General features: G+C 36.6%; 29 protein-coding genes. 22 read left to right on the top strand and 7 right to left on the bottom strand.

From position 1 onward, the window contains the following. The first annotated feature begins 16 nt into the window (after positions 1 to 16). Positions 17 to 715 (top strand): DUF5105 domain-containing protein, encoded by a 699-nt coding sequence (locus CBF35_RS04440; protein WP_170174711.1) that lies wholly within the window; start codon positions 17 to 19, stop codon positions 713 to 715. 51 nt (positions 716 to 766) lie between these two features. On the opposite strand, the gene CBF35_RS04435 is transcribed toward CBF35_RS04440, so the two are convergent. Continuing rightward, positions 767 to 2,203: a glycoside hydrolase family 1 protein gene (locus CBF35_RS04435; protein WP_126778785.1), complete on the bottom strand. Its 1,437-nt coding sequence runs from the start codon at positions 2,201 to 2,203 to the stop codon at positions 767 to 769. Between the two features lie 81 nt (positions 2,204 to 2,284). Further along, a complete protein-coding gene (locus tag CBF35_RS04430; RefSeq protein WP_126778784.1) occupies positions 2,285 to 3,181 on the bottom strand; it encodes an ROK family protein in 897 nt (298 codons plus the stop codon). 57 nt (positions 3,182 to 3,238) lie between these two features. Here CBF35_RS04430 and CBF35_RS04425 point away from each other — a divergent pair, with 57 nt between their 5' ends. After that, entirely contained in the window at positions 3,239 to 3,988 is a 750-nt protein-coding gene (locus tag CBF35_RS04425) for a MurR/RpiR family transcriptional regulator (RefSeq protein WP_228025979.1), read from the top strand. 49 nt (positions 3,989 to 4,037) lie between these two features. Here the strand turns inward: CBF35_RS04425 and CBF35_RS04420 are convergent, their stop codons facing one another. After that, entirely contained in the window at positions 4,038 to 5,375 is a 1,338-nt protein-coding gene (locus tag CBF35_RS04420; RefSeq protein WP_126778783.1) for a PTS sugar transporter subunit IIC, read from the bottom strand. A 22-nt stretch (positions 5,376 to 5,397) separates the two neighbouring features. After that, a complete protein-coding gene (locus CBF35_RS04415) occupies positions 5,398 to 6,843 on the bottom strand; it encodes a glycoside hydrolase family 1 protein (RefSeq protein ID WP_126778782.1) in 1,446 nt (481 codons plus the stop codon). A gap of 305 nt (positions 6,844 to 7,148) precedes the next feature. Between CBF35_RS04415 and CBF35_RS04410 the strand changes: the two genes are divergently transcribed. The 3 genes from CBF35_RS04410 (at position 7,149) to CBF35_RS04400 (ending at position 10,091) form a co-directional block, all read left to right on the top strand. Further along, positions 7,149 to 8,408, top strand: a complete 1,260-nt coding sequence (locus tag CBF35_RS04410; protein WP_126778781.1) for a UDP-N-acetylglucosamine 1-carboxyvinyltransferase — start codon at positions 7,149 to 7,151, stop codon at positions 8,406 to 8,408. Positions 8,409 to 8,434: 26 nt separating this feature from the next. After that, positions 8,435 to 9,730 (top strand): transcription termination factor Rho, encoded by a 1,296-nt coding sequence (gene rho / locus CBF35_RS04405; RefSeq protein WP_126778780.1) that lies wholly within the window; start codon positions 8,435 to 8,437, stop codon positions 9,728 to 9,730. A gap of 97 nt (positions 9,731 to 9,827) precedes the next feature. Next, a complete protein-coding gene (locus CBF35_RS04400; RefSeq protein WP_126778779.1) occupies positions 9,828 to 10,091 on the top strand; it encodes a type B 50S ribosomal protein L31 in 264 nt (87 codons plus the stop codon). A gap of 199 nt (positions 10,092 to 10,290) precedes the next feature. On the opposite strand, the gene CBF35_RS04395 is transcribed toward CBF35_RS04400, so the two are convergent. The 3 genes from CBF35_RS04395 to motA all read right to left on the bottom strand — a co-directional run bounded on the left by CBF35_RS04395 (position 10,291) and on the right by motA (position 12,205). After that, positions 10,291 to 10,605, bottom strand: coding sequence for a hypothetical protein (locus CBF35_RS04395; RefSeq protein ID WP_126778778.1), 315 nt, complete (start codon positions 10,603 to 10,605; stop codon positions 10,291 to 10,293). Positions 10,606 to 10,699: 94 nt separating this feature from the next. Beyond that, positions 10,700 to 11,413, bottom strand: coding sequence for an OmpA/MotB family protein (locus CBF35_RS04390; protein WP_126778777.1), 714 nt, complete (start codon positions 11,411 to 11,413; stop codon positions 10,700 to 10,702). A gap of 15 nt (positions 11,414 to 11,428) precedes the next feature. Continuing rightward, the gene (motA, locus tag CBF35_RS04385) at positions 11,429 to 12,205 is read right to left on the bottom strand and encodes a flagellar motor stator protein MotA (RefSeq protein WP_126778776.1); all 777 of its coding nucleotides are present in this window, start codon (positions 12,203 to 12,205) and stop codon (positions 11,429 to 11,431) included. A 462-nt stretch (positions 12,206 to 12,667) separates the two neighbouring features. Between motA and flgB the strand changes: the two genes are divergently transcribed. From flgB to fliR, 17 genes are read left to right on the top strand one after another with little or no spacing between them, the layout of a single operon-like run. Further along, positions 12,668 to 13,051 carry a flagellar basal body rod protein FlgB gene (gene flgB / locus CBF35_RS04380; RefSeq protein WP_126778775.1) on the top strand — a complete coding sequence of 128 codons (384 nt, stop codon included), beginning with the start codon at positions 12,668 to 12,670 and terminating at the stop codon, positions 13,049 to 13,051. 16 nt (positions 13,052 to 13,067) lie between these two features. After that, positions 13,068 to 13,502, top strand: a complete 435-nt coding sequence (gene flgC, locus CBF35_RS04375) for a flagellar basal body rod protein FlgC (RefSeq protein ID WP_126778774.1) — start codon at positions 13,068 to 13,070, stop codon at positions 13,500 to 13,502. Between the two features lie 23 nt (positions 13,503 to 13,525). After that, complete coding sequence (fliE, locus tag CBF35_RS04370) at positions 13,526 to 13,855, top strand: flagellar hook-basal body complex protein FliE (RefSeq protein ID WP_126778773.1); 330 nt, start codon at positions 13,526 to 13,528, stop codon at positions 13,853 to 13,855. Positions 13,856 to 13,882: 27 nt separating this feature from the next. Beyond that, on the top strand, positions 13,883 to 15,547 hold the full coding sequence (gene fliF / locus CBF35_RS04365) for a flagellar basal-body MS-ring/collar protein FliF (RefSeq protein WP_126778772.1): 1,665 nt from the start codon (positions 13,883 to 13,885) through the stop codon (positions 15,545 to 15,547). 8 nt (positions 15,548 to 15,555) lie between these two features. Next, complete coding sequence (fliG, locus tag CBF35_RS04360) at positions 15,556 to 16,560, top strand: flagellar motor switch protein FliG (protein WP_126778771.1); 1,005 nt, start codon at positions 15,556 to 15,558, stop codon at positions 16,558 to 16,560. Then, positions 16,544 to 17,422: a FliH/SctL family protein gene (locus CBF35_RS04355; protein WP_170174710.1), complete on the top strand. Its 879-nt coding sequence runs from the start codon at positions 16,544 to 16,546 to the stop codon at positions 17,420 to 17,422. Before fliG ends, CBF35_RS04355 begins: the two co-directional genes overlap by 17 nt. After that, positions 17,412 to 18,725 carry a flagellar protein export ATPase FliI gene (gene fliI / locus CBF35_RS04350; protein ID WP_126778769.1) on the top strand — a complete coding sequence of 438 codons (1,314 nt, stop codon included), beginning with the start codon at positions 17,412 to 17,414 and terminating at the stop codon, positions 18,723 to 18,725. Before CBF35_RS04355 ends, fliI begins: the two co-directional genes overlap by 11 nt. Positions 18,726 to 18,758: 33 nt before the next feature. After that, complete coding sequence (locus tag CBF35_RS04345; protein WP_126778768.1) at positions 18,759 to 19,193, top strand: flagellar export protein FliJ; 435 nt, start codon at positions 18,759 to 18,761, stop codon at positions 19,191 to 19,193. Between the two features lie 26 nt (positions 19,194 to 19,219). Then, the gene (locus CBF35_RS04340; protein WP_126778767.1) at positions 19,220 to 20,524 is read left to right on the top strand and encodes a flagellar hook-length control protein FliK; all 1,305 of its coding nucleotides are present in this window, start codon (positions 19,220 to 19,222) and stop codon (positions 20,522 to 20,524) included. A gap of 13 nt (positions 20,525 to 20,537) precedes the next feature. Continuing rightward, positions 20,538 to 20,969, top strand: coding sequence for a flagellar basal body rod modification protein (locus CBF35_RS04335; protein ID WP_244922559.1), 432 nt, complete (start codon positions 20,538 to 20,540; stop codon positions 20,967 to 20,969). A gap of 25 nt (positions 20,970 to 20,994) precedes the next feature. Continuing rightward, positions 20,995 to 21,897 (top strand): flagellar hook-basal body complex protein, encoded by a 903-nt coding sequence (locus CBF35_RS04330; protein ID WP_126778766.1) that lies wholly within the window; start codon positions 20,995 to 20,997, stop codon positions 21,895 to 21,897. Positions 21,898 to 21,938: 41 nt separating this feature from the next. After that, positions 21,939 to 22,151, top strand: a complete 213-nt coding sequence (locus CBF35_RS04325; protein WP_126778765.1) for a flagellar FlbD family protein — start codon at positions 21,939 to 21,941, stop codon at positions 22,149 to 22,151. A gap of 46 nt (positions 22,152 to 22,197) precedes the next feature. Next, the gene (locus CBF35_RS04320) at positions 22,198 to 22,698 is read left to right on the top strand and encodes a flagellar basal body-associated FliL family protein (RefSeq protein WP_170174709.1); all 501 of its coding nucleotides are present in this window, start codon (positions 22,198 to 22,200) and stop codon (positions 22,696 to 22,698) included. Positions 22,699 to 22,714: 16 nt separating this feature from the next. After that, complete coding sequence (locus CBF35_RS04315) at positions 22,715 to 23,092, top strand: flagellar biosynthetic protein FliO (protein WP_126778763.1); 378 nt, start codon at positions 22,715 to 22,717, stop codon at positions 23,090 to 23,092. Next, positions 23,089 to 23,844: a flagellar type III secretion system pore protein FliP gene (fliP, locus tag CBF35_RS04310; protein ID WP_425330180.1), complete on the top strand. Its 756-nt coding sequence runs from the start codon at positions 23,089 to 23,091 to the stop codon at positions 23,842 to 23,844. The genes CBF35_RS04315 and fliP overlap by 4 nt, the downstream gene beginning before the upstream one ends. A 10-nt stretch (positions 23,845 to 23,854) precedes the next feature. After that, the gene (gene fliQ / locus CBF35_RS04305) at positions 23,855 to 24,118 is read left to right on the top strand and encodes a flagellar biosynthesis protein FliQ (RefSeq protein WP_126778761.1); all 264 of its coding nucleotides are present in this window, start codon (positions 23,855 to 23,857) and stop codon (positions 24,116 to 24,118) included. A 10-nt stretch (positions 24,119 to 24,128) separates the two neighbouring features. Then, complete coding sequence (fliR, locus tag CBF35_RS04300; RefSeq protein ID WP_126778760.1) at positions 24,129 to 24,887, top strand: flagellar biosynthetic protein FliR; 759 nt, start codon at positions 24,129 to 24,131, stop codon at positions 24,885 to 24,887. Positions 24,888 to 24,889 lie beyond the last annotated feature (2 nt).

Here is a 24,889-nt window from a genome sequence, read left to right as displayed (position 1 = left end):
GAAATGGAGAGAAATGATGAAAAAGAAATTAGTTGTGATGGCGGCAATCGTGACATTAGTAATCTCTTTAGGAGGATGTGCTAAAAAGGTCAGTAGTCAAGAGGCAGCAGATGCCTTTATTAATACGGAAGTCTATTTAAAGCACTTCGATAAGTATGAAACGGCTTTTGGCTCTCAAGTAGATGCTGAGAGTGAAAGCTTAGTTAAAGAAGAAATCGCTAAAGATTTGGCGGCAATCGGCATTGAGAAAGGCGACTCAGCTCAAGTTGTTGAAGCTTTAATTGAAATTATGGCTGAAAAAACAGAAATTACAGCGACAGTTTTATCAGAAGAAAAAAAACAAGCTGTGATTGAATTAACTGTCCAAGGCTTTGACATGAAGAAATTTACTACTAATGTTGAGAAAAAATCGCAAGAGAAATTATTGGCTTTAATTAAAGCCGCGGGAATTGAAGGGGTAACCTCCTTAGATGACTTAGCAAACTTATCTAAACAAGGGGATTATGAGCGTATTTTAGAAATTAATGAGGAGTTTCAAAGTAACTCCAAAAACTTAACAGATGTGATTGTCGCTGCTGTTAATGAATTAGAAGTCGTGGAAAAAGAACAAAAAGTCACGTTAACACTCAGTGAAAATGCCAAAAATAAAAAGTACTGGCAAGTCGATGAAGAAGCAAAGACGTTAAATGCCCTTCAATTATTAATTTTTGACTAAAATAGATAAAGACCAGAATGTGGAGAGTGTTCCACATTCTGGTCTATTTGTTTAAATATCAGTTAAGTTGTCTCCGTTAGTATCAATGACTCGTTTGTACCAGTCAAATGATTTTTTCTTGTAACGGTTCATCGTACCATGACCTTCATCATCGAGATCAACGTAGATAAAGCCATAACGTTTTGACATTTCCCCAGTTGAGGCGCTCACTAAGTCAATACAGCCCCAAGGAGTATAAGCGAAGAGGTCGACACCGTCAATCGTAACGGCTTTTTCCATTTCGGCAATGTGTTTACGTAAATAATCAATTCGATAATCGTCATTAACAGTGAAATCAGCATCAGGGGTGTCGATTGCTCCCAGACCATTTTCTGAGATGTATAAAGGCACTCCGTAACGGCCATATAAGTTACACAGAGCTAAGCGTAAACCAACAGGGTCGATTTCCCAGCCCCATTCACTAGCTTCTAAGAAGGGGTTTTTAACGCCGCCAAAGAAGTTCCCTTGGCTCTTTTCATCTTGGTGTTCCGGTTTGATTGAAACTGTGGCTGACATATAATAACTAAAGGATAAGTAATCAACAGTATGAGCTTTAATGATAGCTAAGTCTTCATCAGTAATTTCCAACTTAATCCCATGTTGGTCAAAGAATTGTCGAGCGTAACTTGGGTATTCCCCACGGACTTGCACATCATTACAGAAGTAGTTAAACATGCGGCTCTTTTCTTCCATAGCCATGACGTTAGCAGGATCTGAATCATAAGCGTACATCGTTGCGTAAATACTCATACACCCAACTTGTAAGTCAGGGTTTAATTCATGGGCAATTTTCGTAGCTAATGAACTAGCGACAAACTGGTTATGTAAGGCTTGGAAATTATCTTGGGGAGTAGCACCACGCATGGCAGTTGTAAAGAATGAGCCAAAAACCCCAGTATTAATTTCGTTAAAAGTCATCCAGTACTTAACTTTTGAATGGAAACGCTCTAAGATGGTGCGAGCGTATTTTTCAAACAAACCGATTAGTTCACGATTTTTCCAACCACCGTACTCTTTTACTAAATTTAATGGAGTTTCATAGTGAGACATCGTAATCGTTGGTTCAATGTTATGTTTTAGTAATTCGTCAATGACGTTCTCGTAAAATGCTAAGCCAGCTTCATTTGGTTCAGCATCATTGCCATTAGGGAAAATTCGCGCCCATGAAATTGACATTCTGAAAGTTTTAAAGCCCATCTCAGCAAAAAGGGCAATATCTTCTTTGTAACGAGAATAAAAATCAATGCCTTGGTGGTTAGGATAAATATATTTAGTCTTATCAACTTCTAAAGGGAAGTCCCCAGACATTAATAAGCCCATCCGTTGTTTGCCACCGGGAGAAATATCAGCAATGGTTAAACCTTTACCATCAACATTATAAGCACCTTCAAATTGGTTAGCAGCTGTTGCGCCACCCCATAAAAAGCCATCTTTAAATCCTTTATTCATAAAAAATCACTCCTTTTAATAGTCTATGTTCATTATACCTGATATATTAACGAATAGTTTTTTTTAGGAAAAACACGTTTTTTACTCGCCTACTTGACTTTGGAAATTAGCCAAAGCACCTAGTAAATTAGCTTTGTTACCGAGGCTAGATTGTTTAACTGTCGGTTTGATTAAGGGTAAAGGGAAAGAGCTAACAATCTCATCAATATGTTTATTGAGACTAGTGAATAAGCGTTCTTGACTGCTGATACCGCCACCAATTGTAATGATTTCTGGATCTAAAATCGTTTGTAAATTCATTAATTGTTTCGCTAATTTTTCGGTGTAAGAGTTAAGTAAACTAGTAGCATCGGGAAGATCATTGTTAACATCTTCAAAAAAGAGTTTGCCATTCATGTCTTGCTCTTTTAACCCTTTGATTTCAGCGTAAGTATTACTTAATATTTGAGAACTGCCTTGGATGGCAAATAAGTAATTAAAATCATTGGATTCACTGTTGGTGCGCATGTAAGAAAATTCGCCAGCCCCGAGATGATGCCCTCGTAGCAGTTTATTGTGAACAATAATGCCACCACCAATGCCAGTACCAATTACTAAAGCAATGCCATTTTCAACCCCTTGAAGGTTGCCTAACCAATGCTCGCCTAAAGCTGCAGATTTACCATCGTTTTCAATCTCAACAGGGACGTGACAGGCTTCCTGTAAGAGGTCACGAATATTAAGATTTTGGATAAAGGTCAAAGCCCCACCATGAATGACGTGCCCAGTATCAGAATCAACTAGACCTGGCATGCTAATCGCTATCCCTTTAGTCTGGGTGTCTTGATAAATCGCTTGAATGTCTTTAATCGTTGCGATGAAAGTTTCAAGGGAGGTTGGGGTTGGAACTTCCCCAGTTGTTGAGATTACTCCTGCAGTATTAATTAAGGCGTGTTTAACGGCTGAACCGCCAATGTCGATACAAATATATGTAGTCATTTTAAATAAGCTCCTTTACTAGTATGTGGATTTCTATTAAGATAGATGAAGAGGGAGATGAAAAAAATGTTCGAGATGGATAAGTTAAAAACGGCGACGGAATTAGACTCTGAAATTGCCAAATACATTATGACTAACATTGAAAAAGTTGCTTTTATGCGGGTCCGTGAATTAGCTGATGCTACCCATGTCTCACCAGCTACCATCGTGCGATTTACCCAAAAGATGGGCTTTAGTAGTTTCCCTGAATTACGAGTCATGGTTAAGCAAGAATTAGCGAAACGTAAAGAAATTCATGGAGAAAGTCAAGGACAGCAAGAGTTACTTAGCTTAGATGTTTTTCCAGTAGATTTTTCTGAAAAGGTTGACCGTTTAGTCGAGCGTTTGCTAAAGGCTGATTTTATTCATTGCATTGGCCTAGGTGCTTCAGGCATTATGGCGGAGTATGCCGCTCGGCAATTTTCAACTCTAGGCTACCGAAGCTTTGCCTCAACGTCAACTTATTTTCCTTATTTAGCACCAAAAAAAGAAGGGGAACTAGACAGTAAAGAAGTCTGTTTAATTTTTTCTGTTTCTGGTGAGACAATCGAGATCGTCCATATTGCTAAACTTCTTGAAACGAGTCCAATCTATACTGTGAGCATTACTAATCGTGAACAAAACACCTTATCAAAGACAACGGATTTGGATATTTATTACCGAACGTCTTACGATCGGGTTTACTATAATGCCGACTTATCTTCACAATTACCAGTAGTTTATTTCATTGAAAAAGTCGTTAAAAAATTATATATGTTTGAAAATTAATAAGTAAAGAAAGAAGGTTGTAGACAAATGTCTCAACCTTTTTCTTTTGTTACATCGTTGCCGCAGCTTCAGCTTCTTCTTGCACCGCATGTTTGTCAGCAATACGGAAGAATGGGAACCATAAAACAACGTTAATAATGAAAACAACTACGAAAATTATTAAGTATTTAAACCCACCTTGAAGAGCCATCACAATTGGCGCTGGCGTGGTCCATGGTAAGCTAATCATCGGATTAAGTTTTGTGAAGTCTAAAATATTAACCATTAACCAAGCAGCGGAGCCCATTAAGATTGGTCCAATCGCCATTGGAATAAAGAAAACCGGGTTAAGCATTAAAGGCATTCCGAAAACTAAAGGTTCGTTGACGTTGAAGATTACCGGCGGACCAGCTAGTTTTCTTAGTGATTTATACCGCTCGGATTTTGCTGTAAACATAGCAATGACTAAACCGTAAGTTCCGCCTTGGCCACCAAAACCATTACCACAGACAAGCGCGATGACACCCATTAATAAGAAAGGTAAAGGTTCACCATTTCTAAAGGCGTTCATATTAGCCACGCCATTAGCCATTAACATTGGCATTACAACACCGTAAACCATATTCGGGTGAATCCCGAAGAACCATAGTAAGTTTGCTAAAGTAAAGATGATGATGATGGCAATTGGCGAACTTGTTAAAGCTTGTAGCGGTTGTTGAATTAAGCCAAAAATAAAGTAGAAAATACTACCAAATGGCGTAAAGGCAAAGGCTAAACGAATTAAGAAAAAGACAATAAAAATGACACCTGAAAGAATGGATGGGCTTAATGACTCTGCCACATTAGTTGGGACTGTATCAGGCATTTTAACTGTTAAGTTTTTCTTATTTAAGAAGACGAACAACCAAGCAGTTAACCACCCAACAAAGATAGCAACCATTAAACCAGTTCCACCAGTGAAGAATGTATCGAAAGCTTCTTTGTTTTCCATAGCTGTAACGACAGCTTGACCTGGAAATGTTTCAACAGCAGTTTCCAATGTTGGAATCGCAATTTGTTGAGGCATTAAAATAAAGAAACTGGCAATTGCTAGTAACCCTGAAGATAAGGGGTTTTGTTTTTCATTACGAGCATAGACATAAGCGAAGTTAAAAACGATGAAGATTGAGATGGCATTCATTGTCGCCCCAATGACTGAATCAAAGTGAACTTTCATACCAGAACTTTCAACCCAAGCAACCCAGGCAGGGATTGGGAAATTACCAATAATCATTAAAATTGCAGCACCAAGTGTTACTGGGGTAGTTCGCATAAAAGCTTCTGATAAAGCGCTAAAGAATTTGCTTTGACTCATCCAATTTGCTACAGGACCTAAAAATTTATTTAAAAACTTTTCTAATGCTTCCATTATTTATTCTCTCCTTATAACTTTATTTTTTTAGTGACTGGCCATTTGTCTTAATGACGTCTTGATACCAATAAAAACTATCTTTTTTGTACCGAGTTAACTCTTTCGGATCTGTTTCGTCACGATCAACGTAAACGAAACCATAACGTTTTTGATAACCGTTTAACCAGCTAAGTAAATCAGTGAAACTCCAAGTACAGTAACCAATCACATCGACACCATCACTGATTGCTTCTTGAATTGCTACACAATGATTATTGATATAATCAATTCGTTGTTGGTCATGAATAGTCCCGTCAGCTTCTAAAGTATCAAATTCACCTAAGCCATTTTCAGTAATTAAAATCGGTAAGTCGTAGCGACTAGCAATGCGACGTAAACAAACTCTTAAGCCTTCATGGTCGATCGTCCAATCCCAGTTCGTTTTTTCCAAGTAAGGATTTTCAACCATTTTGAAAATACCAGGCATACCCATTTCTTTGGTTGTGCCTTTTTCACCAGAGTAGTTAGCTTCACCAGTCATGCCAACGCCATCTAAAGGGTTACTAGCGACAGTCATTGATTGATAATAATTCAAGCCCATAAAATCAGGTGTGCCAGCTTTTAATAAGGTGTAATCTTCTGGTTTAATCTCAGGTAGAACACCCATTTTTGCTAGATTTTTTAACATCGTAGCAGGGTAGCGCCCATAAACGTAAACATCCATCCAAAAGTGAGCTGAAAAATCACTCATGTTTTCGTGGGCAAGGACATTTAAAGGATGAGCATCGATTGGATAAGTTGGGCTATAGGCGAAACTTGGGCCAATTTTCCCAGGGTAACTACCAGCTCGAAAGGCTTGAATAACGGAAGCGTTGGCTAAATTAGCGATATGGTTCGCAGCGTACATTCGTTTAGGATCTTGAACAGCTGGGGGATGGGACCCCATCATGTATCCGTGCATGATGAACACATTTTGCTCGTTTAATGAAACCCAGTGTTTAACTCGGTCAGAAAAAGCGTCAAACAAAATCCGAGCGTAATTAGTGAAGTCTTGAATGATTTCACGAGATTCCCAACCTTTGTATTCGTCTTGAAGGGCTTGTGGTAAATCCCAATGGTAGATTGTGACAATTGGTTCAATTCCGTACTTTAGTAGTTCGTTAATTAAATCATTGTAGAAAGCTAAGCCTTGCTGATTAACCTCACCTTTACCATTTGGTAAAATTCGTGACCAGGCAATTGAAAAGCGGTAAGCTTTTAAGCCTTGTTCAGCCATTAAAGCCACATCTTCTTGATACCGGTGATAATGATCAACAGCCACGTTTCCATTACTATTTTTAAAAGTTGTACCAGGAATCTTGACGTAATTATCCCAGACTGATTCCCCTTTACCATCGGCATCCCAAGCACCTTCGACTTGATAAGCAGCAGATGCGGAACCCCACAGAAACTCTTTTGGGAAGGGCTCTAATTTGTGATGAAACATAATGTATCTCTCCTTTACTAGTTACTTTACATTTCTATCATAAGCTTATTAATTCCATAATGTAACCATTTACATAGATTTAGATTGGTTTTTCTTGAGTGAAACACAGCGTTTCAGAAACTCATCTTTTAATAGAAGTAGACTGATATATTAGCAGCCGTTCATTAAAAACAGGAGGAATCCTTTTTATATCCCTAAAACTGTGGTAGAATAATGAAGATTAAAATTAGTTCAATAGACAAGTATTTAATAAATAGTATAAGCTACAATGTCGTGGCTTTTTTAAGGAATGAGTGAAAGTATTTATGAAAAAATTTGTAATTAACGGTGGTAACCCGCTGACTGGTGAAGTAACAATCAACGGAGCCAAAAATAGTGCAGTAGCTTTAATTCCCGCTGCGATTTTAGCTGACTCACCAGTAACTTTAGAAGGCGTACCAGATATTAACGATGTCCATTCATTAAAAGAAATTTTAGAAATTATGGGCGTTAAAGTAACCTTTGGTGATAATAAAATGGTGATTGACCCAACAGAGATGGTCTCTGTACCAATGCCAAGTGGCAAAATCAACAGTTTGAGAGCCTCGTACTACTTTATGGGAGCCTTATTAGGTAAATTCGGCGAAGGGGTTGTCGGTCTTCCTGGGGGCTGTTTCTTAGGCCCAAGACCGATTGATCTGCACATGAAAGGTTTTGAAGCTTTAGGAGCTGAAGTTAAAACAGAACATGGAGCGACTTATTTAAACGCCACTGAAAAGGGCTTAAAAGGCACACGAATTTTTATGGATATGGTTTCGATTGGGGCAACGATTAACGTCATGTTAGCGGCTGTTAAAGCGGAAGGCCGGACCGTGATTGAAAATGCTGCTAGAGAACCAGAAATCATCGATGTAGCTACCTTGTTAAACAATATGGGAGCTAAAATTCGTGGCGCTGGTACTGATGAAATTCGGATTGACGGAGTTAAGAAGCTTCATGGGTGTCGTCATTCGATTATTCCTGACAGAATTGAAGCGGGGACGTATATTTCTTTAGCCGCTGCAGCTGGTAATGGCATCTTAGTCAAAAATGTGATTCATGAACACATTGAAAGTTTTATTTCTAAACTTGAAGAAATTGGTGTCAAATTAGACATTGGCGAAGATTCAGTTTATGTTCATCCCGCCCAAGAGATTGTCGGAGCAGATGTTAAAACTTATCCTTATCCAGGTTTTGCAACAGACCTCCAACAGCCACTAACGCCTTTATTATTAAAAGCCAAAGGCCAAAGTGTCGTTACCGATACAATTTATCAAAAACGAGTGAACCATATTCCTGAATTGGCTCGTATGGGCGCTAAGGCGTCAATCGAAGGCAATATGATTATTTTAGAAGGTCCTAACAAATTACAAGGAGCTGAAGTCGTTGCTAGTGACTTACGAGCAGGTGCTTGTTTAGTGATTGCTGGTTTAATGGCAGAAGGCACGACTAAAATTTCTAATGTGGAATATATTTTACGCGGTTATGACTCAATTATTGAAAAATTAACAGTTCTTGGAGCTGATATAAAGATGATCGAAGAGTAACGATGGATGCTAGCAAAGGAGGACGTATGAAAGATTATTTAACCATGGGGGAACTTGAAAATAGTACCTTGAAAGAGATTTATACCTATGCTAAAAATTTTAAAATCCCTTATTATAGCCAAATGAATAAAAAAGAATTGTCTTTAGCTGTAATTAGAGCCCAAGCGGAAAAACAAGGGTTCTTTATTATGGAAGGCGTTTTAGATATTATCGCTAACGAAGGCTATGGTTTCTTAAGACCGATTAACTATTCAGCTAGTCAAGAAGATATTTATATATCCTCGTCACAAATTCGGCGTTTTGGTTTACGAAACGGTGACAAAGTCGGGGGCAAAGCTCGACCACCAAAAGAGTCTGAGCGTTATTACGGCTTAATGCATGTGGAAACAGTCAATGGTAAAAATCCTGAAGAAGCGAAAGAACGGCCTCATTTCCCTGGGATGACTGCTCTTTATCCAGGCCGTCAATTAAACTTAGCGACAACTAAAGGTCGTTTAAGTACTCGCATGATTGATATTTTTTCACCTGTTGGTTTTGGTCAACGGGGCTTAATTGTAGCGCCGCCGAAAGCTGGCAAAACGACAATTTTAAAAGAAATTGCCAATGGGATTACTGAAAATCATCCTGAAGTCGAGTTGATTGTTTTGCTAATTGATGAACGACCAGAAGAAGTGACAGATATTGAACGGAGTGTCAAAGCCGATGTGGTTTCTTCGACCTTTGATTTGCAACCACAAAACCATACGCGAGTAGCTGAACTTGTTTTAGAGCGCGCGATGCGCCTCGTGGAAGACAAACGTGATGTTGTGATTTTAATGGATAGTTTGACTAGGTTAGCCCGAGCCTATAACTTAGTGATTCCCCCAAGTGGTCGAACTTTAAGTGGCGGGATTGATCCAGCGGCTTTTTATAAACCGAAACGCTTTTTCGGAGCGGCTCGGAATATCGAAGAAGGTGGCAGTTTAACAATCCTAGCTACGGCTTTAGTCGATACAGGCAGTCGCATGGACGACGTGATTTTTGAAGAGTTTAAAGGTACCGGCAATATGGAATTGCACTTATCTCGTGAATTATCAGAACGCCGAATTTTCCCAGCGATTGATGTGAAAAAATCAGGGACACGAAAAGAAGAACTCTTAATGACAAGTAGCCAGTTAGAAGATATTTGGAAGCTTCGTCGCAACATGAAAGGTGACTCTTTAGAGTACACTGAACAACTATTAAATTTCTTACGACGAACTGATAATAACAAACAATTATTTGAAGCCTTTAAAGATGTCTCTTTTGGCAGCAAATCTAGCCAAAGAAATCCGAAAAGATGATTGTCAGAAGACTTATAATGTGATAATATAGTAATGTTGTAAAAAGCAAATCAACTCTGGATCAGCAAATGTTTCAGGGCAAAGGAGAGAAACAAACATGAGAGAAAATATTCACCCAAATTACCAACCAGTTGTCTTCATGGACTCTACGACAGGATTCAAATTTTTGTCAGGTTCAACTAAAACAACTTCTGAAACTGTTGAATGGGAAGATGGTAACACATACCCATTAATCCGTGTGGAAATCAGTTCTGATTCTCACCCATTCTATACTGGACGTCAAAAATTTACACAAGCAGACGGCCGTGTGGATCGTTTCAACAAAAAATACGGAATCAAAGACGAAAACGCCGGCGAATAGTCAGCAGTTTTGTCAAAAAGAACGTTGTGGCTTGCCACAACGTTCTTTTTTGTTTAAATATTTAAAATAGGATTTCTTGATTGGCTAATGAAACAAGTGTCGCAAAGTCCTTCAAAAAAATATTCATAAATAATTAAAAATCAAATAAAAACACTGTGAGTGATTTCTTTAAACGAAATCAATCACAGTGTTTTGTTTATTAATCTTCTTCAATTTCCATCTCATGAATCGACTGATCTAAAGAGTTGATAAACTCGCCACTGTTAATAAAATCAAGCCAACCTTGATTAGCAGGAGTAGTGACTTTAACTTTAGTGGCAACTTGGTCGTAGATGTGGCTCATAAACTCAAGCCAATGTTTATCGACTGCTCGTTCAATGATTGTTTCATTCCAACGTTTAGCTGGTGAGCGTTCCATATTTTTAGTTTCTTCATTTTCAGTAAACTTTACGTAAAAAGCATCCTTAGCTGTCATTAATGATTCTAAATAAGTAATAAATTCGTTAATTGTCATTAGTGTCACTTCCTTCTCTTATTCATAATACGAACAAATGTTCAGGATGTCAAGGAAGTAATCATAAATTTACTAAGTATAACTAAGATTCCTTTTATTGTTCTTTCCGTAAAATGAAAATTTCGACACGTCGATTTTTAGAACGATTTTCAGCAGTGTTATTAGCCACTTTAGGACGAAATTCACCATATGCTTGAATAGATACTTTATCTTCAGAAATGCCTTGAGTCTCAATTAAAAATTGCATAACATTAATGGCACGTGCCGCACTTAGCTCCCAGTTAGTTGAATAGTCAGCCGTCTGATTAGGTACATTATCTGTGTATCCAGCAATAATCACTTCATTGTCTAATTTACTTAGGGAATGTGAAATCCCTAAGACTAAACTTTCAATTTCTGAATTTAATTTTGCACTACCAGAGTGAAATAAAAGCCCACTTTTAATGGCAATCCGTAAACCGTCAGCTTCTAGATTAACATCGATGTCAGCTTGGTGACCGGCGGCAGCTAAATCTTTTTCAATCGAGTTACCAGCAGCGACTATTTTATCCTCATCAGTTTCTTTTGCGCTCTTTTCAGTCGCTTTATTTGGGTTAGGATGGTCAGGTAAAATACCGCCATTGCCACTTTTAGGTTGTCCAGAAAGGATAATATTAAATTGCTCACTTAAAGCCTCAAATTTCTGGTCATCAACTTTTGCCATGGCAAACATGACGATAAAGAGTGCTAATAATAAGGTCATCATATCAGCATAGGGAAGTAACCAACCTTCGTCGACATGTTCCTCTTTCTTCGATCTACGTTTCATTATTAATCAGCATCCTTAATTTTTAGTTGCAATATTTTTTCGTTCTTTGGGATCTAACATACCTAAAAGTTTTCGTTCAATCGTACTTGGAGATTGGCCAGCTTGAATGGCTAAAACACCTTCGATAACAATTGTCATGTTTGCGACTTCCGTTTCTGATTTACGATTTAAACGAGAACCAAAAGGAATTAACAAAACATAACCGAAAAAGATACCATAAAGAGTAGCTACGAAGGCAGCCGAAATCATATGTCCTAAGGCATCCACGTCATTTAAGTTGCCTAGAGCCCCAATTAAGCCGATTACAGCTCCTAAAACACCAAGGGTTGGTGCAGAAGAACCAGCTGTTTTAAACATGCCAGAGGCAACCCGGTGACGTTCTTCTAAAGATATAATTTCATTTTCCAAAATATCTTGAATTTGATTTGCGTCAACGCCATCAACAACCATTTCCATACCATTTTTAAGAAAAGGGTCTTCAAGGTTATCAACGGTTGTTTCTAAGGCTAGTACCCCTTCTTGCCGTGCTTTTTGAGCCAAGGACATAATTGTTTTAATTGTCTCATCAGCAGAGTTCTGTTTGTTATTTTTTATTAAAACACTAAAAATTTTTGGTAAGCGTTTTATGTCAGAACTTGGAAAAGAGTTAATCAAAGCTGCCAGCGTTCCTAAGCCGATAATAATGGCTGCAGCAGGATTTAATAATACTAGGGCATTTGCCCCTTTAACAATCATTCCTACAATTACTGAAATAAAGCCTAAAACTATTCCCAAAATTAAAAAGATATCCATGATGTAACTCCTATTTAATTATTTATTAGCCTCTAAGCTAATAGTTTGCTATTTATTAGTAGTTGCTTTGTTGCTGTGAAAACTTGATGTTAACATGTTTTAGCGGCCCACACTTATATATCGGTAAGAAAAAGAAAAAGTTAAGTACTATTAAGATTATAATTTGATGAGAATTTCAAAAAGTATTTTATTTCACAATAAAGTTGATGATGTCAACGATGATATCATAAATTGACTAATATTGCGTATCTATAAGCAATTTCTGAAACCTTGTGAGTGCTTTTTCTAAGATATAATCCTTTTTGTCTTGGAAAACTCTGAAAAGAGTCAGATTATTTTTATGAAAAAGATGAAAATGTTCAAAATTATTTTATTATTTGTGTTATTTAATGCCGTTTCGTGGATGCGTTTTAATTTGTAGAGGACTTCACTAATTCAGAATAGAAGAAAGGAAGGATTGTTATGAATAACATCGAATTAATCCAAAAAGCTTTAGACACAGCTAGCCTGCGTCAAAAAACGATTTCCAACAATATAGCCAATGTGAACACGGCGGGTTATAAAGTTGAGCGGGTAGAATTTGAACAGAAACTACAAGACGTAATATCAGAAAGTAGTTTTCAATTAGAACGAACAAATGATAAACACTTGACTAGTCGAGGGAAAACCGTTGACTTAAACCCTGAGATTGTTAAACGGGAAGATACAGCAATCAAGAAAGATGGGAACAATGTTGATATAGATATGGAAATGTCAGAAAAAGCCGTTAATGAACTCTATTATAGTTCATTAACTCGACAACTAAATGGTGAATATGCCATGTTGAACTACGTGATTAATCACTAACTAGAGGAGAATAAAAATGACAGTTTTTGAATCATTTAATATTAATGCCAGTGGGCTAGCTTTAGAACGATTAAAGCTAGATACTATTTCTAGCAATATTGCTAATGTTAACACGACTAGAACAGCTGAAGGTGGCGCCTATCGTAAAAAAACAGTAGTCTTTGAAGAAAGTTTAAAGACTATCCAAGATCAAAAAAATTACCAAACACAAATTAAAAGTCAAGGTGTTAGAGTAACAGGACTTTTGACTGATGATCAGAATGTAGAATTTACCTATAACCCTAATCATCCAGATGCAGATGCAGATGGCTATGTTGAACAAGCAAATGTAAACATGGCAGATGAAATGATTGAATTAATGAACACCGTTAGAACATATGAGGCAAATATCTCGGCTTTCGAAAGCAGTAAAAATTTAATGAAAAAAGCGCTAGAAATTTCCAAAGATTAAGAAGATAAAGGAGACTTAAAAAGATGCCGATTACTAATAATTCTGCTCAAACATTAACAAATTATCAAATGGAATTAAAAGGCCTTAATCAGTTAGATGTGTCGTTAAAAAATTCTGAATCTTCAGATGATTCAGTCGATTTTGGCACTGTGTATAAAGGGGCCTTAGACAAACTAGATGCTAGCGTCGCTAAAACAAATCAAAACACACCGGCTTTGATTACTGGTGAGTTAGACAATTTACATACAATGATGATTGATATGACTGAAGCTCAGCTCACATTACAAAGTGCGATTCAAGTTAGAAATAAGTGTGTTGAATCCTACAATGAAATTAAAAATATGCAATTTTAGAAAGAAACAGGGGTGTGTTAGTTAGATATGATGGATAAACTAAAAGAGCTTCAAGAGCGGCTTGTCGCTAGTTGGAATAATTTTAATACTATGAAGAAAGCGGCAATCATCTTTACGACACTCAGCCTTACCTTTGTGATTTTAACAGCAATCTTTTTAGTTAATAAAACTAATTATGGAGTCTTGTTTTCTGAATTGTCTGAAACTGAAAGTGGGGTTATTGCAAAGGAATTAGATGATCAAGGAATTAAATACAAACTTGAAAATAATAGTTCGAAAATCTTAATTGATGAAAAACATCTAGATAAATTTCGCATCGACCTAGCAGTAGATGATAAGTTACCAAATAAATCAACGGGTTTTGAAATTTTTGATGAGAAAAATATGATGGCGACTGATGAAGATCGAAAAATAATGTATCAACGGGCAGTTACTGGTGAACTTCAACGAGGAATTGAGACGTTAGAGTCAATCCAAAAAGCTAAAGTTATGTTAGTAATTCCAGATAAAAGCATTTTTGAAAACAAAACGAAAGAAGCAACTGCTTCAATTGTTTTAACTTTACATGACGGTCAGCAACCTGCAGAATCAGCAATTCAAGGAATAGCTTCATTGACTTCAGGTGCAGTTGAAAATTTGCCGACTAAAAATATTAAAATTGTTGATGATCAAGGCAATGTTCTTTCTAACTTTTTGGAAGAAGATAATACGTTGAAAAGCACTGATCTTGCAAGTAAGTATCAGCTGATTAAAACTGATTTTGAAAAAAACTTAGAAACTAAAACTACCGCCTTATTAGAATCAGTTTTTAGTGAAGAGCAAGTTCGGTTAAGCATCAATGTCGACTTAGATTTTGACTCGATTGAGAAAACAACAGTTAAGTATGCTGATCCTAAAATAAGAAGTGAGAATGTTCAAGCCTCTGGTGGAACTGTTAATGCACAAGAAGTTCAAGGCGGAAATGTAAATGATAATGTTTCAAATGTCGTTGGTGGTGGCAATGGTCAAGGTAACAAGACTTATGAACGTAATGTTAATAATGAACTTGACACAGAAACCACAACTGTCTTAAATGCTCCAGGAGTTGTCAAAAAAATAACAGCTTCTGTTTTAGTAAATCAAACATTATCGGGCGTTGAAATTAGTCAACTAGAAAATATCATTCAATCAGCAATTGGTTACGAAGCTGAACGAGGCGATACAATTGCAGTTCAAGGAATGACTTTTGCTAAAGGGCAAGAGGAATCATTAACAGAGAAAACAGGAGCAACTATGAAAAACTCAATGTTTCAAAGTATGAAGCCAAGTATTTTAATTATTGGTGGGATTATTGGTCTATTAGTTATGATTCTCCTAATTTTGGTTATAGTCATGAAAGGTCGTAAAAAAGTCATTGATGAAGAACCTGAATTAGATGTTCAACAAATTATGGTAGAACCGACACCGCCAATTGTTGAAAAAGTCCCACTAGTTGAAGAGCCGTTAATCAAAGAGCTTGAGCCGGAAGAATTAATTTTCAATGAGCTTCAAGAACGGGAAGCGAAATTAGCTAAAGAAGCACAGCGGGCTGAAGCTGAGCAGCTGAGATTAGCTCAAATGATGACTGATAAAGAGCAGCAAGCTAAGAAATACGCGAAAGAAAATCCGGATTTAGCAGCTGAGTTAATCAAAGTTTGGATGAAAGATAAGTAGGTGAGTTAATGGAAAATGTCGACGGGACAAAAAAAGCAGCGCTGTTATTGATATCTCTAGGGTCGGAAACATCGTCACAAATTATGAAATTATTGCCGGAAAAGTATATTCAAAAAGTCAGTTATGAAATTGCGAATATTGATTTCGTCCACCCGGAAGAACGGGAAGAAGTTATCAATGAATTTATTCAAATGTCTTCTGCTCGAAAAAATGTAATTGACGGAGGCATTGATTACGCAGTTGATTTATTAAATAAAGCTTTAGGAGCTCAAAAAGCTAAAGAAGTTATTGCCGTATTAAATCAAATTCAACTGCGGGAACGGCCTTTCAATATTGCGAGAAAAGCTGATACTCAGCAGTTGACTAACTTATTATTAGGTGAACATCCCCAGACTGTAGCGTTAATTTTATGTTACATGCAGCCTGATAAAGCAGCTCAAATATTAGCTCAGTTTCCTGATCATGCCCAAGCTGAAATCGCTGAAAAAATAGGTACTATATCTAGTACTTCGCCGATTGTAATTGAAAAAATCGAGAAAGTTATCGAAAATAAATTTTCTAATTTTGTTGAAAATGACACGGAAAATGTTGGAGGTGTCAACACCTTAGTAGAGATTTTAAACTCGGTGGGCCGTAGTACTGAGAAAAATATTATTAGTGATTTAGAAAAAAGACAACCAGAACTTTCGGAAGAAGTTAAAGCCAATCTCTTTACCTTTGAAGATATCGTCGGCTTACAAAAAGCAGATGCGCAAAAAGTATTACGAGATGTTCAGCATGATGTGCTAGTTTTAGCTCTTAAAGGTGCTTCAGAAACAATAAAAGACTTTATTTATAGTAATCAAAGTAGTCGTTCCGTGGAAATGTTAAAAGAAGATTTACAATTCTTAGGACCTGCAAGACTTTCTGCTGTTGAAGAAGCGCAACAAACAATTGTAGCAGTCATTCGTCGTTTAGATGAAGAAGGGGAAATTTACATCGGAAGAGGGGACCAAGATGCCGTTATCACGTAGTTTTTTTAAAGATAGTGAACTGAATTATGTCACTACTGCAAAAGTAATCGACACAATTCATGTTCCAAAACTTCGTGAAGAACCGCTTGTGGAACAAGCTAAGGAAGTCGTGACAAGTGACACACAAGAAACACCACAAAGAAGAGCGCGCCAGCTTGAAAGGCAATTCAAAGAACTCAAGGCTAAAAAAAAGCAAGATTTAGTTGAGTATGAGGAAGAACGTCGCAAACAGCTACAGCGGGAGTTAGAAAATGAAAAAATGACCTACTTGAGAGAATTAAAAGAACTGAAAGACCGTGTCTTAGAAGACGCTCAGGTAGAAGTAGCGAATCAGCACAAAATTGGCTATGAAACTGGCTTTGCTGAAGGTCAAATGTCTGGTCAAACAGATGGCTATCAAGCAGGTTATCAAGAAGGCCAAGTAATTGCCGCTGAGTTGCGAGCAGAAAGTTTAGAAATGTTGAAAGCAGCTCAGCAAGCGGTCAAAACATATCAGTTAGAAAAACAAACAGAATTATTAGGCTTAGCAAAAGAAATGGCCGAAAAAATCATCCAAGGTCAAATTGAACAAACAGAAGAACAACTTTTTAGTCTATTAAAACCAATTTTAAATAAAATCAATAAAGTCGATAATTTTATAACAATTTTAACTCAAGAATGTTACTTTGACGTCATTCAAGCAAAAATGTCAGAACTAAAATTAGAACAACCGTTAATGAAATATACGGTCTTAATTGATCCTAATCTAAATGAAGTAGCCTTCACAATTGAAACTGATTATGAAGTGATCAAATTTGATTTAGAAGAACAGTTAACAGCGATGCTTTCGTTATTTAAAGAGGTGACGACTAATGAGTTTTAGTTTGCCTGTAGTAAAATATCGGGAAAGTTTGAAAAGCACTGACTTTTACCAAAAATTCGGTAAAGTAACACAAGTTGTTGGTTTAGTTGTTAAAGTTGAAGGTTTAGAAGTTTTTATTGGGGAAGTGTGTGAAATTTTTCTTCCTCGTAAAAACAAAATAGTTCAAAGTGAAGTCGTTGGTTTCATCGATAAAACCGTGCTATTAATGCCTTTAGACGAATTAGATGGCATTGGTCCTGGCTGTTTAGTTGAACCGACAGGCCACTCTCTAAAAGTTGAAATTAGCGATAAGTTGTTAGGAAAGACATTGGACGGTTTAGGTCGGGTATTAACGAGTGATGAACCTGTTGACGGTGATTTTTACGAAGTTCGTGGGACGCCCCCTGATCCTTTTACTCGTCAAAGAATTTCTCAAGTAATGCGAACAGGTGTCAGATCAATTGATGGTGTGTTAACTGTTGGCGAAGGTCAACGAATGGGGATTTTTGCTGGTAGTGGCGTCGGGAAAAGTACACTTCTAGGAATGCTTGCAAGGAATTGTGACGCTGATGTGATTGTCATTGGCTTGATCGGTGAACGTGGGCGGGAAGTAGCAGAGTTTATTGAAAATGATTTAGGGCCTGCTGGTTATCAAAAATCGGTGATTGTTTGTGCCACATCAGATCAGCCGCCTTTAGTCCGACTAAAGGGTGCATTTGTAGCAACGGCAATTGCAGAACATTTTCGAGATCAAGGAAAAAAAGTTGTCTTGATGATGGACTCAGTAACTCGCTTTGCAATGGCCCAGCGAGAAATTGGTCTAGCTACAGGTGAGCCGCCTACGACGAAAGGTTATACGCCTTCAGTTTTTACGATGTTACCTAAATTATTAGAGCGGAGTGGCATGTCGGCTAAAGGCTCAATTACGGCTTTTTATACGGTCTTAGTTGAGGGGGATGATATGAATGAACCGATTGCTGATGCTGTAAGAGGAATATTAGATGGGCACATTGTTCTTTCTCGAAAAATTGCAGCTGAAAATCATTACCCAGCAATTGACATTCAACAAAGTTTAAGTCGTTTGATGAAGAGTATTGTCGCCAAGGAACATCAACAACTTGCAGGTGAATTGAAAGAGAATATGGCTATTTATGCGGAAGCTAAGGACTTAATTGATATTGGCGCCTATAAACATGGCAGTAACTTGAAAATAGATCGTTCTTTAGAAATTCACGAGGCCATAACGTCATTTTTAAAGCAACAAGTAGATGAACCAATGGAATTTGAGGAAACAATTACTTGTTTACAAGGAATTTTCAATTGAAAAGTACAATGTTAAAAAAAGTGGGGTTAAACAGTGAGTAATTATCAATTCTCTTTAACAAAAGTTTTAAACTGGCGAGAATCTGTCGAGTCAGTGGCTAAGTCAGATTTTTTGACTCAAAAGAACTTACAAGATGAACAGGAACAAAAACTATTAGCAATAAAAAAAGCAAGTAATGACTTAAAAGTTTCCAGTGTTCGTTTTAGCAATATTAACTTAATGCGGCAACAGTACTTGTACAAAAATTATTTAGCTGAACAGATTGAAGTTGAGGAAGGTCATCTGGCCAGTGTTACCCAAGAGACCGAACGGGAGTTAGCCATCTTTTTACAAGCAAAAAAAGAACGAAAAATCATGGATAAAATTAAAGAAAAACAATACGAAACCTTTTTATTTCAACAAAAAAATACCGAACAAAAAGAATTAGATGAGATGGGAAGCTTGCGTTACGGTTATTCTATGATTTAACTAATTCTAATTTAGGAGGTGTGTCATTGAAAATTCAATCAGAGTTAATTACTAAAGAAAGTAATCTCATCGGTTCAGCTAAAACGACGGTTGAAGGCTCTTTTAGTGAGTCTTTAGCAGTTAAAATAAAAGGCATAAAAACACCAAATCCAGTGACTGATGAGGGTGTTGAAACAGAAGAAGAGTTGACAGAACTTCCGAGCGTGCTGATTAGTGACAATGAGGGCGGCGAGTTAGCTTCGACTTCTGAACTAGTGAGTGAAACAGCAGAGAAGGAAACTGATAGTGGTGTGCTAGGAATTAATCTTCAAAGTTTAATGACTGCTCAAGAACTGTTAGTAGTTAAGGAACCAATTTTTTTTAAGCCTGAGAGTGAACTAAGGTCAAATGGAGAAGTTCAGATATTTAATAAACACTCAATGGTCCCGATTGAAAAAATACCAGAAACTCTACAATCATTGGTTCAATCCGAAAGTAGCCAGCGAGAAACTCATGAGCAACGTTTTTTTCAAATACCTTTAAGTTTTTCTTCTGAAGAGGGGACTGAAGGCATGGCAGCTACTTTGATTACCCAAGAATCATCAAGTGTTCTTGAGATAAATCAAAAGATAGAAAAGCCGTTGATTAATAAAGAAAGCCTTGAAAATCCCCAAGGTGTTTCACGTGATCCAAAGGAAGCACTAGAAGTTGAAACAGGTGAAGAGGTTGATGCTCAAGGGAAAATGCCTCAGTTGTCAGAAACTGAAAAAACGCCAAAAACTGATGAAGCAATGGGACAATTAAAAGGGACAGAAGTTAAATTAAGTGAAAGTCCCCTAAATATCACTAGTCTTAAGCACCAGGAGCTTAGTCAAACTCTACCCAATAATCAGCCCTTAAAAGTAAATTTCGAAGAAAATCTAACGAGAGTCAATCATGTGCTAAGTGAAGGAGTCGAACCCCTAACAGAAGGTCAAACAAGTACACTTAAGTTGACTTTACAACCGGAAAAGTTAGGGCAACTAGAAGTTATTTTACAAATGGAAGATGGGAAAGTAACAGCTAAATTTTTAGTAGAAAATCAAAAAGTTAAACAACTATTTGAACAAAATATGCCCAAATTAGAACAAAACTTAGTTAAACAAGGGATGGAAATTACTAAAATGGAAGTTGTCGTTCAAAAGAATTCTCAAGAAGCTTTAAATTTTTCTGGACAATTTAGCCAACAACAAAGCCAACAAGAGCAACGCCAAAAAATGAGTAAACAAGGCAATCATTACAAGCTGAAAGAAGCTAAATTTGAAGTGGTGGAACAAGAAGTTTCAGCAGACAGTGTTGATATTTTAGTTTGAAAGGTGGAGTCAAATGCCAGCAATAAATCAGCAGATGCCAGTTAGTCGAAGTAACATGACAGGTAATATGGAAAGTGCAAAAAGTAATAACACTAGTGGAATTAAGATGGATGATTTTTTAAAAATCTTAGCGGCAACTATGAGTAACCCTTCTTTATCAGGTGGTGAAAGTGGCGGTGGTGGTGGCACGGATTACATTTCACAATTAGTTCAGTTTACAACTTTAGAACAAATCCAAACGTTGAGCTCGAATTTAGAGTATACGATGATGATGACCCAGCAACAGCAAGCAATCAGCATGATTGGTAAAGAAGTCACAGTCATGGACGGTGATCAAAAGGTGGAAGGTAAGATTGATAAAGTCAAGTTCTCAACAGGCTTTGCAACGATTGAAGTCAAAGGAAAAGATTATCTAATGAGTAATATTCTAGAATTAGGTGCCTAAAAACAAAATCATAGGAGGAAGTAAAATGCTTAAATCACTATATTCAGGTGTCAGTGGAATGAAGAGTTTACAAACAAAAATGGATGTTGTCTCAAATAATATTGCCAACGTTAACACAGTTGGGTTTAAAGCTGGAAGGGTCCGTTTTCAAGATTTACTAAGTCAGACAGATGCAGGGGCTCAAGGGCCGACGGCTAATGGCAACGGCGGAATTAATGCTCGCCAAGTAGGTTTAGGTGTTAAAGTAGGCTCGATTGACACGATGATGGGAGCTGGTACACCTCAACCAACTGGTCGTCCATTAGATTTTGCTTTAGATGCTGGCGGCTTTTTCATCTTACAAAAAAATGACGAAGATCAAACGAAGTACTACACTCGTGACGGTGGTTTTGTGATTGATAGTCAAGGAAAGTTAACTAATGCTGATGGTTTTGCTGTTATGGGACGAGGGGTAGTTGGTGACGAATTAGTTCTTAACGACAAAGATTTCACTGCGGCTAATAATCTAAAACCTTTAGGAGATTTAGCACCGATTGAAATTAAAAATAAAGTTACTGTTGGTGGAAAAGATTTAGATTTAGTTAGTTACAGTATTGACGGATCTGGTATGGTAACAGGAAAATACAGTGATAATAATACGTATGTTATTGGTCAAATTTCATTAGCAACGTTTTCTAATCCAGATGGTCTTGAAAAAATGGGTGGGAACAACTACGTCCAATCAGGTAACTCTGGTGATAGTATTATTGTAACAGCAGGAACAGAAGGTTCTGGCATGTTGGTTCAAGGCGCTTTAGAAGGTTCAAATGTCGATTTAGCCAATGAATTTACAGAAATGATTATTGCAAGTCGGGCCTATCAAGCAAACTCGCGAAGTATTTCAACATCAGACGAGATGTTACAAGAATTAATCAATTTAAAACGTTAATATCAATAAAAATTAGCAGTAACTAATTAAAGGAGTTAATGATGATTAAAATAACTAGTATGAATCACCAAAGTTTCATATTAAACGATTCATTAATTTACCGAATTGAATCGACACCAGATACCGTTATTATCTTAACCGATGGTAAAAGTTTAATGGTTAAAGAAACACCTGAACAAGTTGTCAATAAAATAATTACTTATCAGCAAGCTATTCGAGCAGAATCAATCAGAAGTAAATTTCAAGATGAATAAACGTGAAAAAATAAAGGAATAAGCAATGAATGAGGTGTAGATGATCATGGAAGATCAAGTTGATGAACAAGTTATAGAGAAAAAAAAGGATAAAAATCGTTTAATGATGCTTATCATATTAGTTCTAGTAGTAGGAGTAATTAGTGGCGCAGCAGGAACGTTTATTGGTAATCATTTCTTTGGAAAAGTTCAAGGAAGCCAAACAACTAAGGAAGTTGAGCAGAAATATAACGATAACGAGATTTCGGTTCCTTTAGAAGAGTTTCTAATTAATTTGGCTAAAAGTGATAATGGTGAAACCCCCTATATTAAAATCGAAATGTCACTTTTAACGGCAAATAAAAAAAATGCAGAAACTGCCAAAGCGAGCCAAGATTTAGTACGAGACAGTGTGATCAATTTACTTAGGCAGAAACAAGCAAATAGTATTTTAAACGAAGAAGATGGTGTAAATAAATTAAAGGAATCGCTAAAAAAACAAATTAACGAGGACTATGGCTCTGAACTGGCTCGTGAAGTTTTTATTACAAATTTAGTTATTCAGTAGTGCGGGGAGCGAAAAGATGAGTGGTTTTATGTATTTGTTTAAAAGTATGGCTTTTTTAATAGCGATCATTCTCTTAGCGAACTATCTCCTAAGAAAGTTGAATCACTTTACTAATAAACATCAGAAAAATATTAAAATTATTGAAAAAGTATCAGTTTCAAAAGATTCTGCTTTAACGATCGTATGTATTTGTGATTCTTATTACTTAATGAGTTTCACAGCTCAAGGGAATGAGATTATTAAAGAACTCTCTGATAGGGAAGCAAATGAAATAAGAAAAAACCAACTAAGAGAAATGGAACAGCAAGTAACTCAAACTATTACGTTCAAAAATAGGCAAAGACAAGTCGTCAACTACTGGCAAAAGATAATCAGGAAGAGGTCAAAGTTGTGAAAAAGAAACTGACAGTTACGCTATTACTTATCTACAGTTTGTTTTTTGTCAGACCTCTCCAAGTCTTAGCGATTGATGTTGATGAAGTGACAACAACACTAAACAAATTAGCAGGAAATAACGAAGGGTCACCAGATACGATAAAAATGTTTGTTTTAATGACGGTATTGACTTTAATTCCAACATTGTTAATTTTAACAACATCATTTACGCGGATAATTATGGTTTTATCATTTGTTCGTAGCTCATTAGGGACCCAACAAACACCACCTAATCAAGTTTTGATCGGAATTGCGTTATTTCTGACATTTTTTATTATGCAACCGGTCTTTGGTGAAATTAATGAGACTGCCATCCAACCTTTGATGAGAGATGAAATCAGTCAATCTGTTGCCTTAGAACAAGCAGAGAAACCGATGAAAGCATTTATGTTAAAGCAAACACGTGAAAAGGACTTAGAATTATTTTTAAAAAATTCAGGTAAAGACCAAGTAGCTAAGCCAGAAGATCTTTCTTTAGTTATTGTCGTGCCAGCCTTTTTAATTAGTGAATTAAGAACCGCTTTTAGTATTGGCTTTTTAATTTTTATTCCGTTTTTAATTATTGATATGGCTGTTTCTAGTATTTTAATGTCAATGGGAATGTTTATGTTGTCACCGGTAATGATCTCCTTACCTTTTAAACTCTTATTATTTGTTTTAGTCGATGGCTGGTATTTAGTTGTCGAATCACTCGTTCGTGGCTTTTATTAGGAGGGAAGATATGACAGTTCAAATGGTACTAGACGTACTGGGCGAAGCCTTCTTGAAAATTATTATGATCGCAGGGCCAGTCTTAGGAGTGGCGATGGTTATTGGCTTATTAGTTAGTATTTTACAAGCCACAACACAAATTCAAGAACAAACATTAAGTTTTGTCCCTAAATTACTTGCTGTTTTTTTAACTTTAATCTTCTTAGGCAATTTCATGTTAAACACGTTAGTTGAATTTACGAAATCAATTTTTAAAATAATATCAACATTATAAAGGTGAGGCTATGGCTGAAAATTTAATTAATTTACTTTTAATCTTTAGCAGAATCTCGGCCTTTATTGTCATTTCACCGGGTTTTTCTTTTAAAAGTATGCCAACAACGGCAAAAGTCTGTTTAGCATTAGCACTAACTTTGGCAGTAAATGGCATGTCAGTCTTAGTACCACTGGAAATAAGTTCATACCTACTATTATTTTATCTTGTAAGGGAGGTCTTAGTAGGCTTGGCAATGGGGTTTATTTCGCAGTTAATTTTCACTGGCATTGAAATTGCTGGTCAATTTATTGATTTTCAAGTCGGTTTTGCAATGGGAGCAATGTTCGACCCGGCAACAGGGGTTCACGGGTCGAATTACGGCCGCTTATATTATTGGTTAGCCTTAGCTGTTTTTTTTCTAACAGACATGCATCATTTATTAATCCAAAGCTTATTAGATTCTTTTCAAGTTGTACCAATCGGAACGGCGACATTAAGTAATTATGGGATTGAAGGGACTATCATGTTGTTTTCAGTAGTATTTAAAATCGCTTTAGGTTTAGGTGCACCTATGATGATTGTTGCCTTAATTTCAGATATAGTCTTAGGGATTATTTCTAAAAGTGTGCCACAAATTAACGTTTTAATGCTAGGTATGCCTTTAAAAATATTAGTCAGTTTCTTTTTTATGTTATTGCTATTGCCGAATGTGGTTCAATCAATATCTAAAGTTATGCCATTAATTAGTCAATATTTAGAAGGGTTCGTAAAATCTTTAACAGGATGAGG

This window comes from Vagococcus salmoninarum, assembly GCF_003987495.1.
GTDB lineage: Bacteria > Bacillota > Bacilli > Lactobacillales > Vagococcaceae > Vagococcus_D > Vagococcus_D salmoninarum.
Note: the sequence above shows the minus strand (reverse complement) of the source record. Positions and strands in the feature narration are given on the sequence as shown.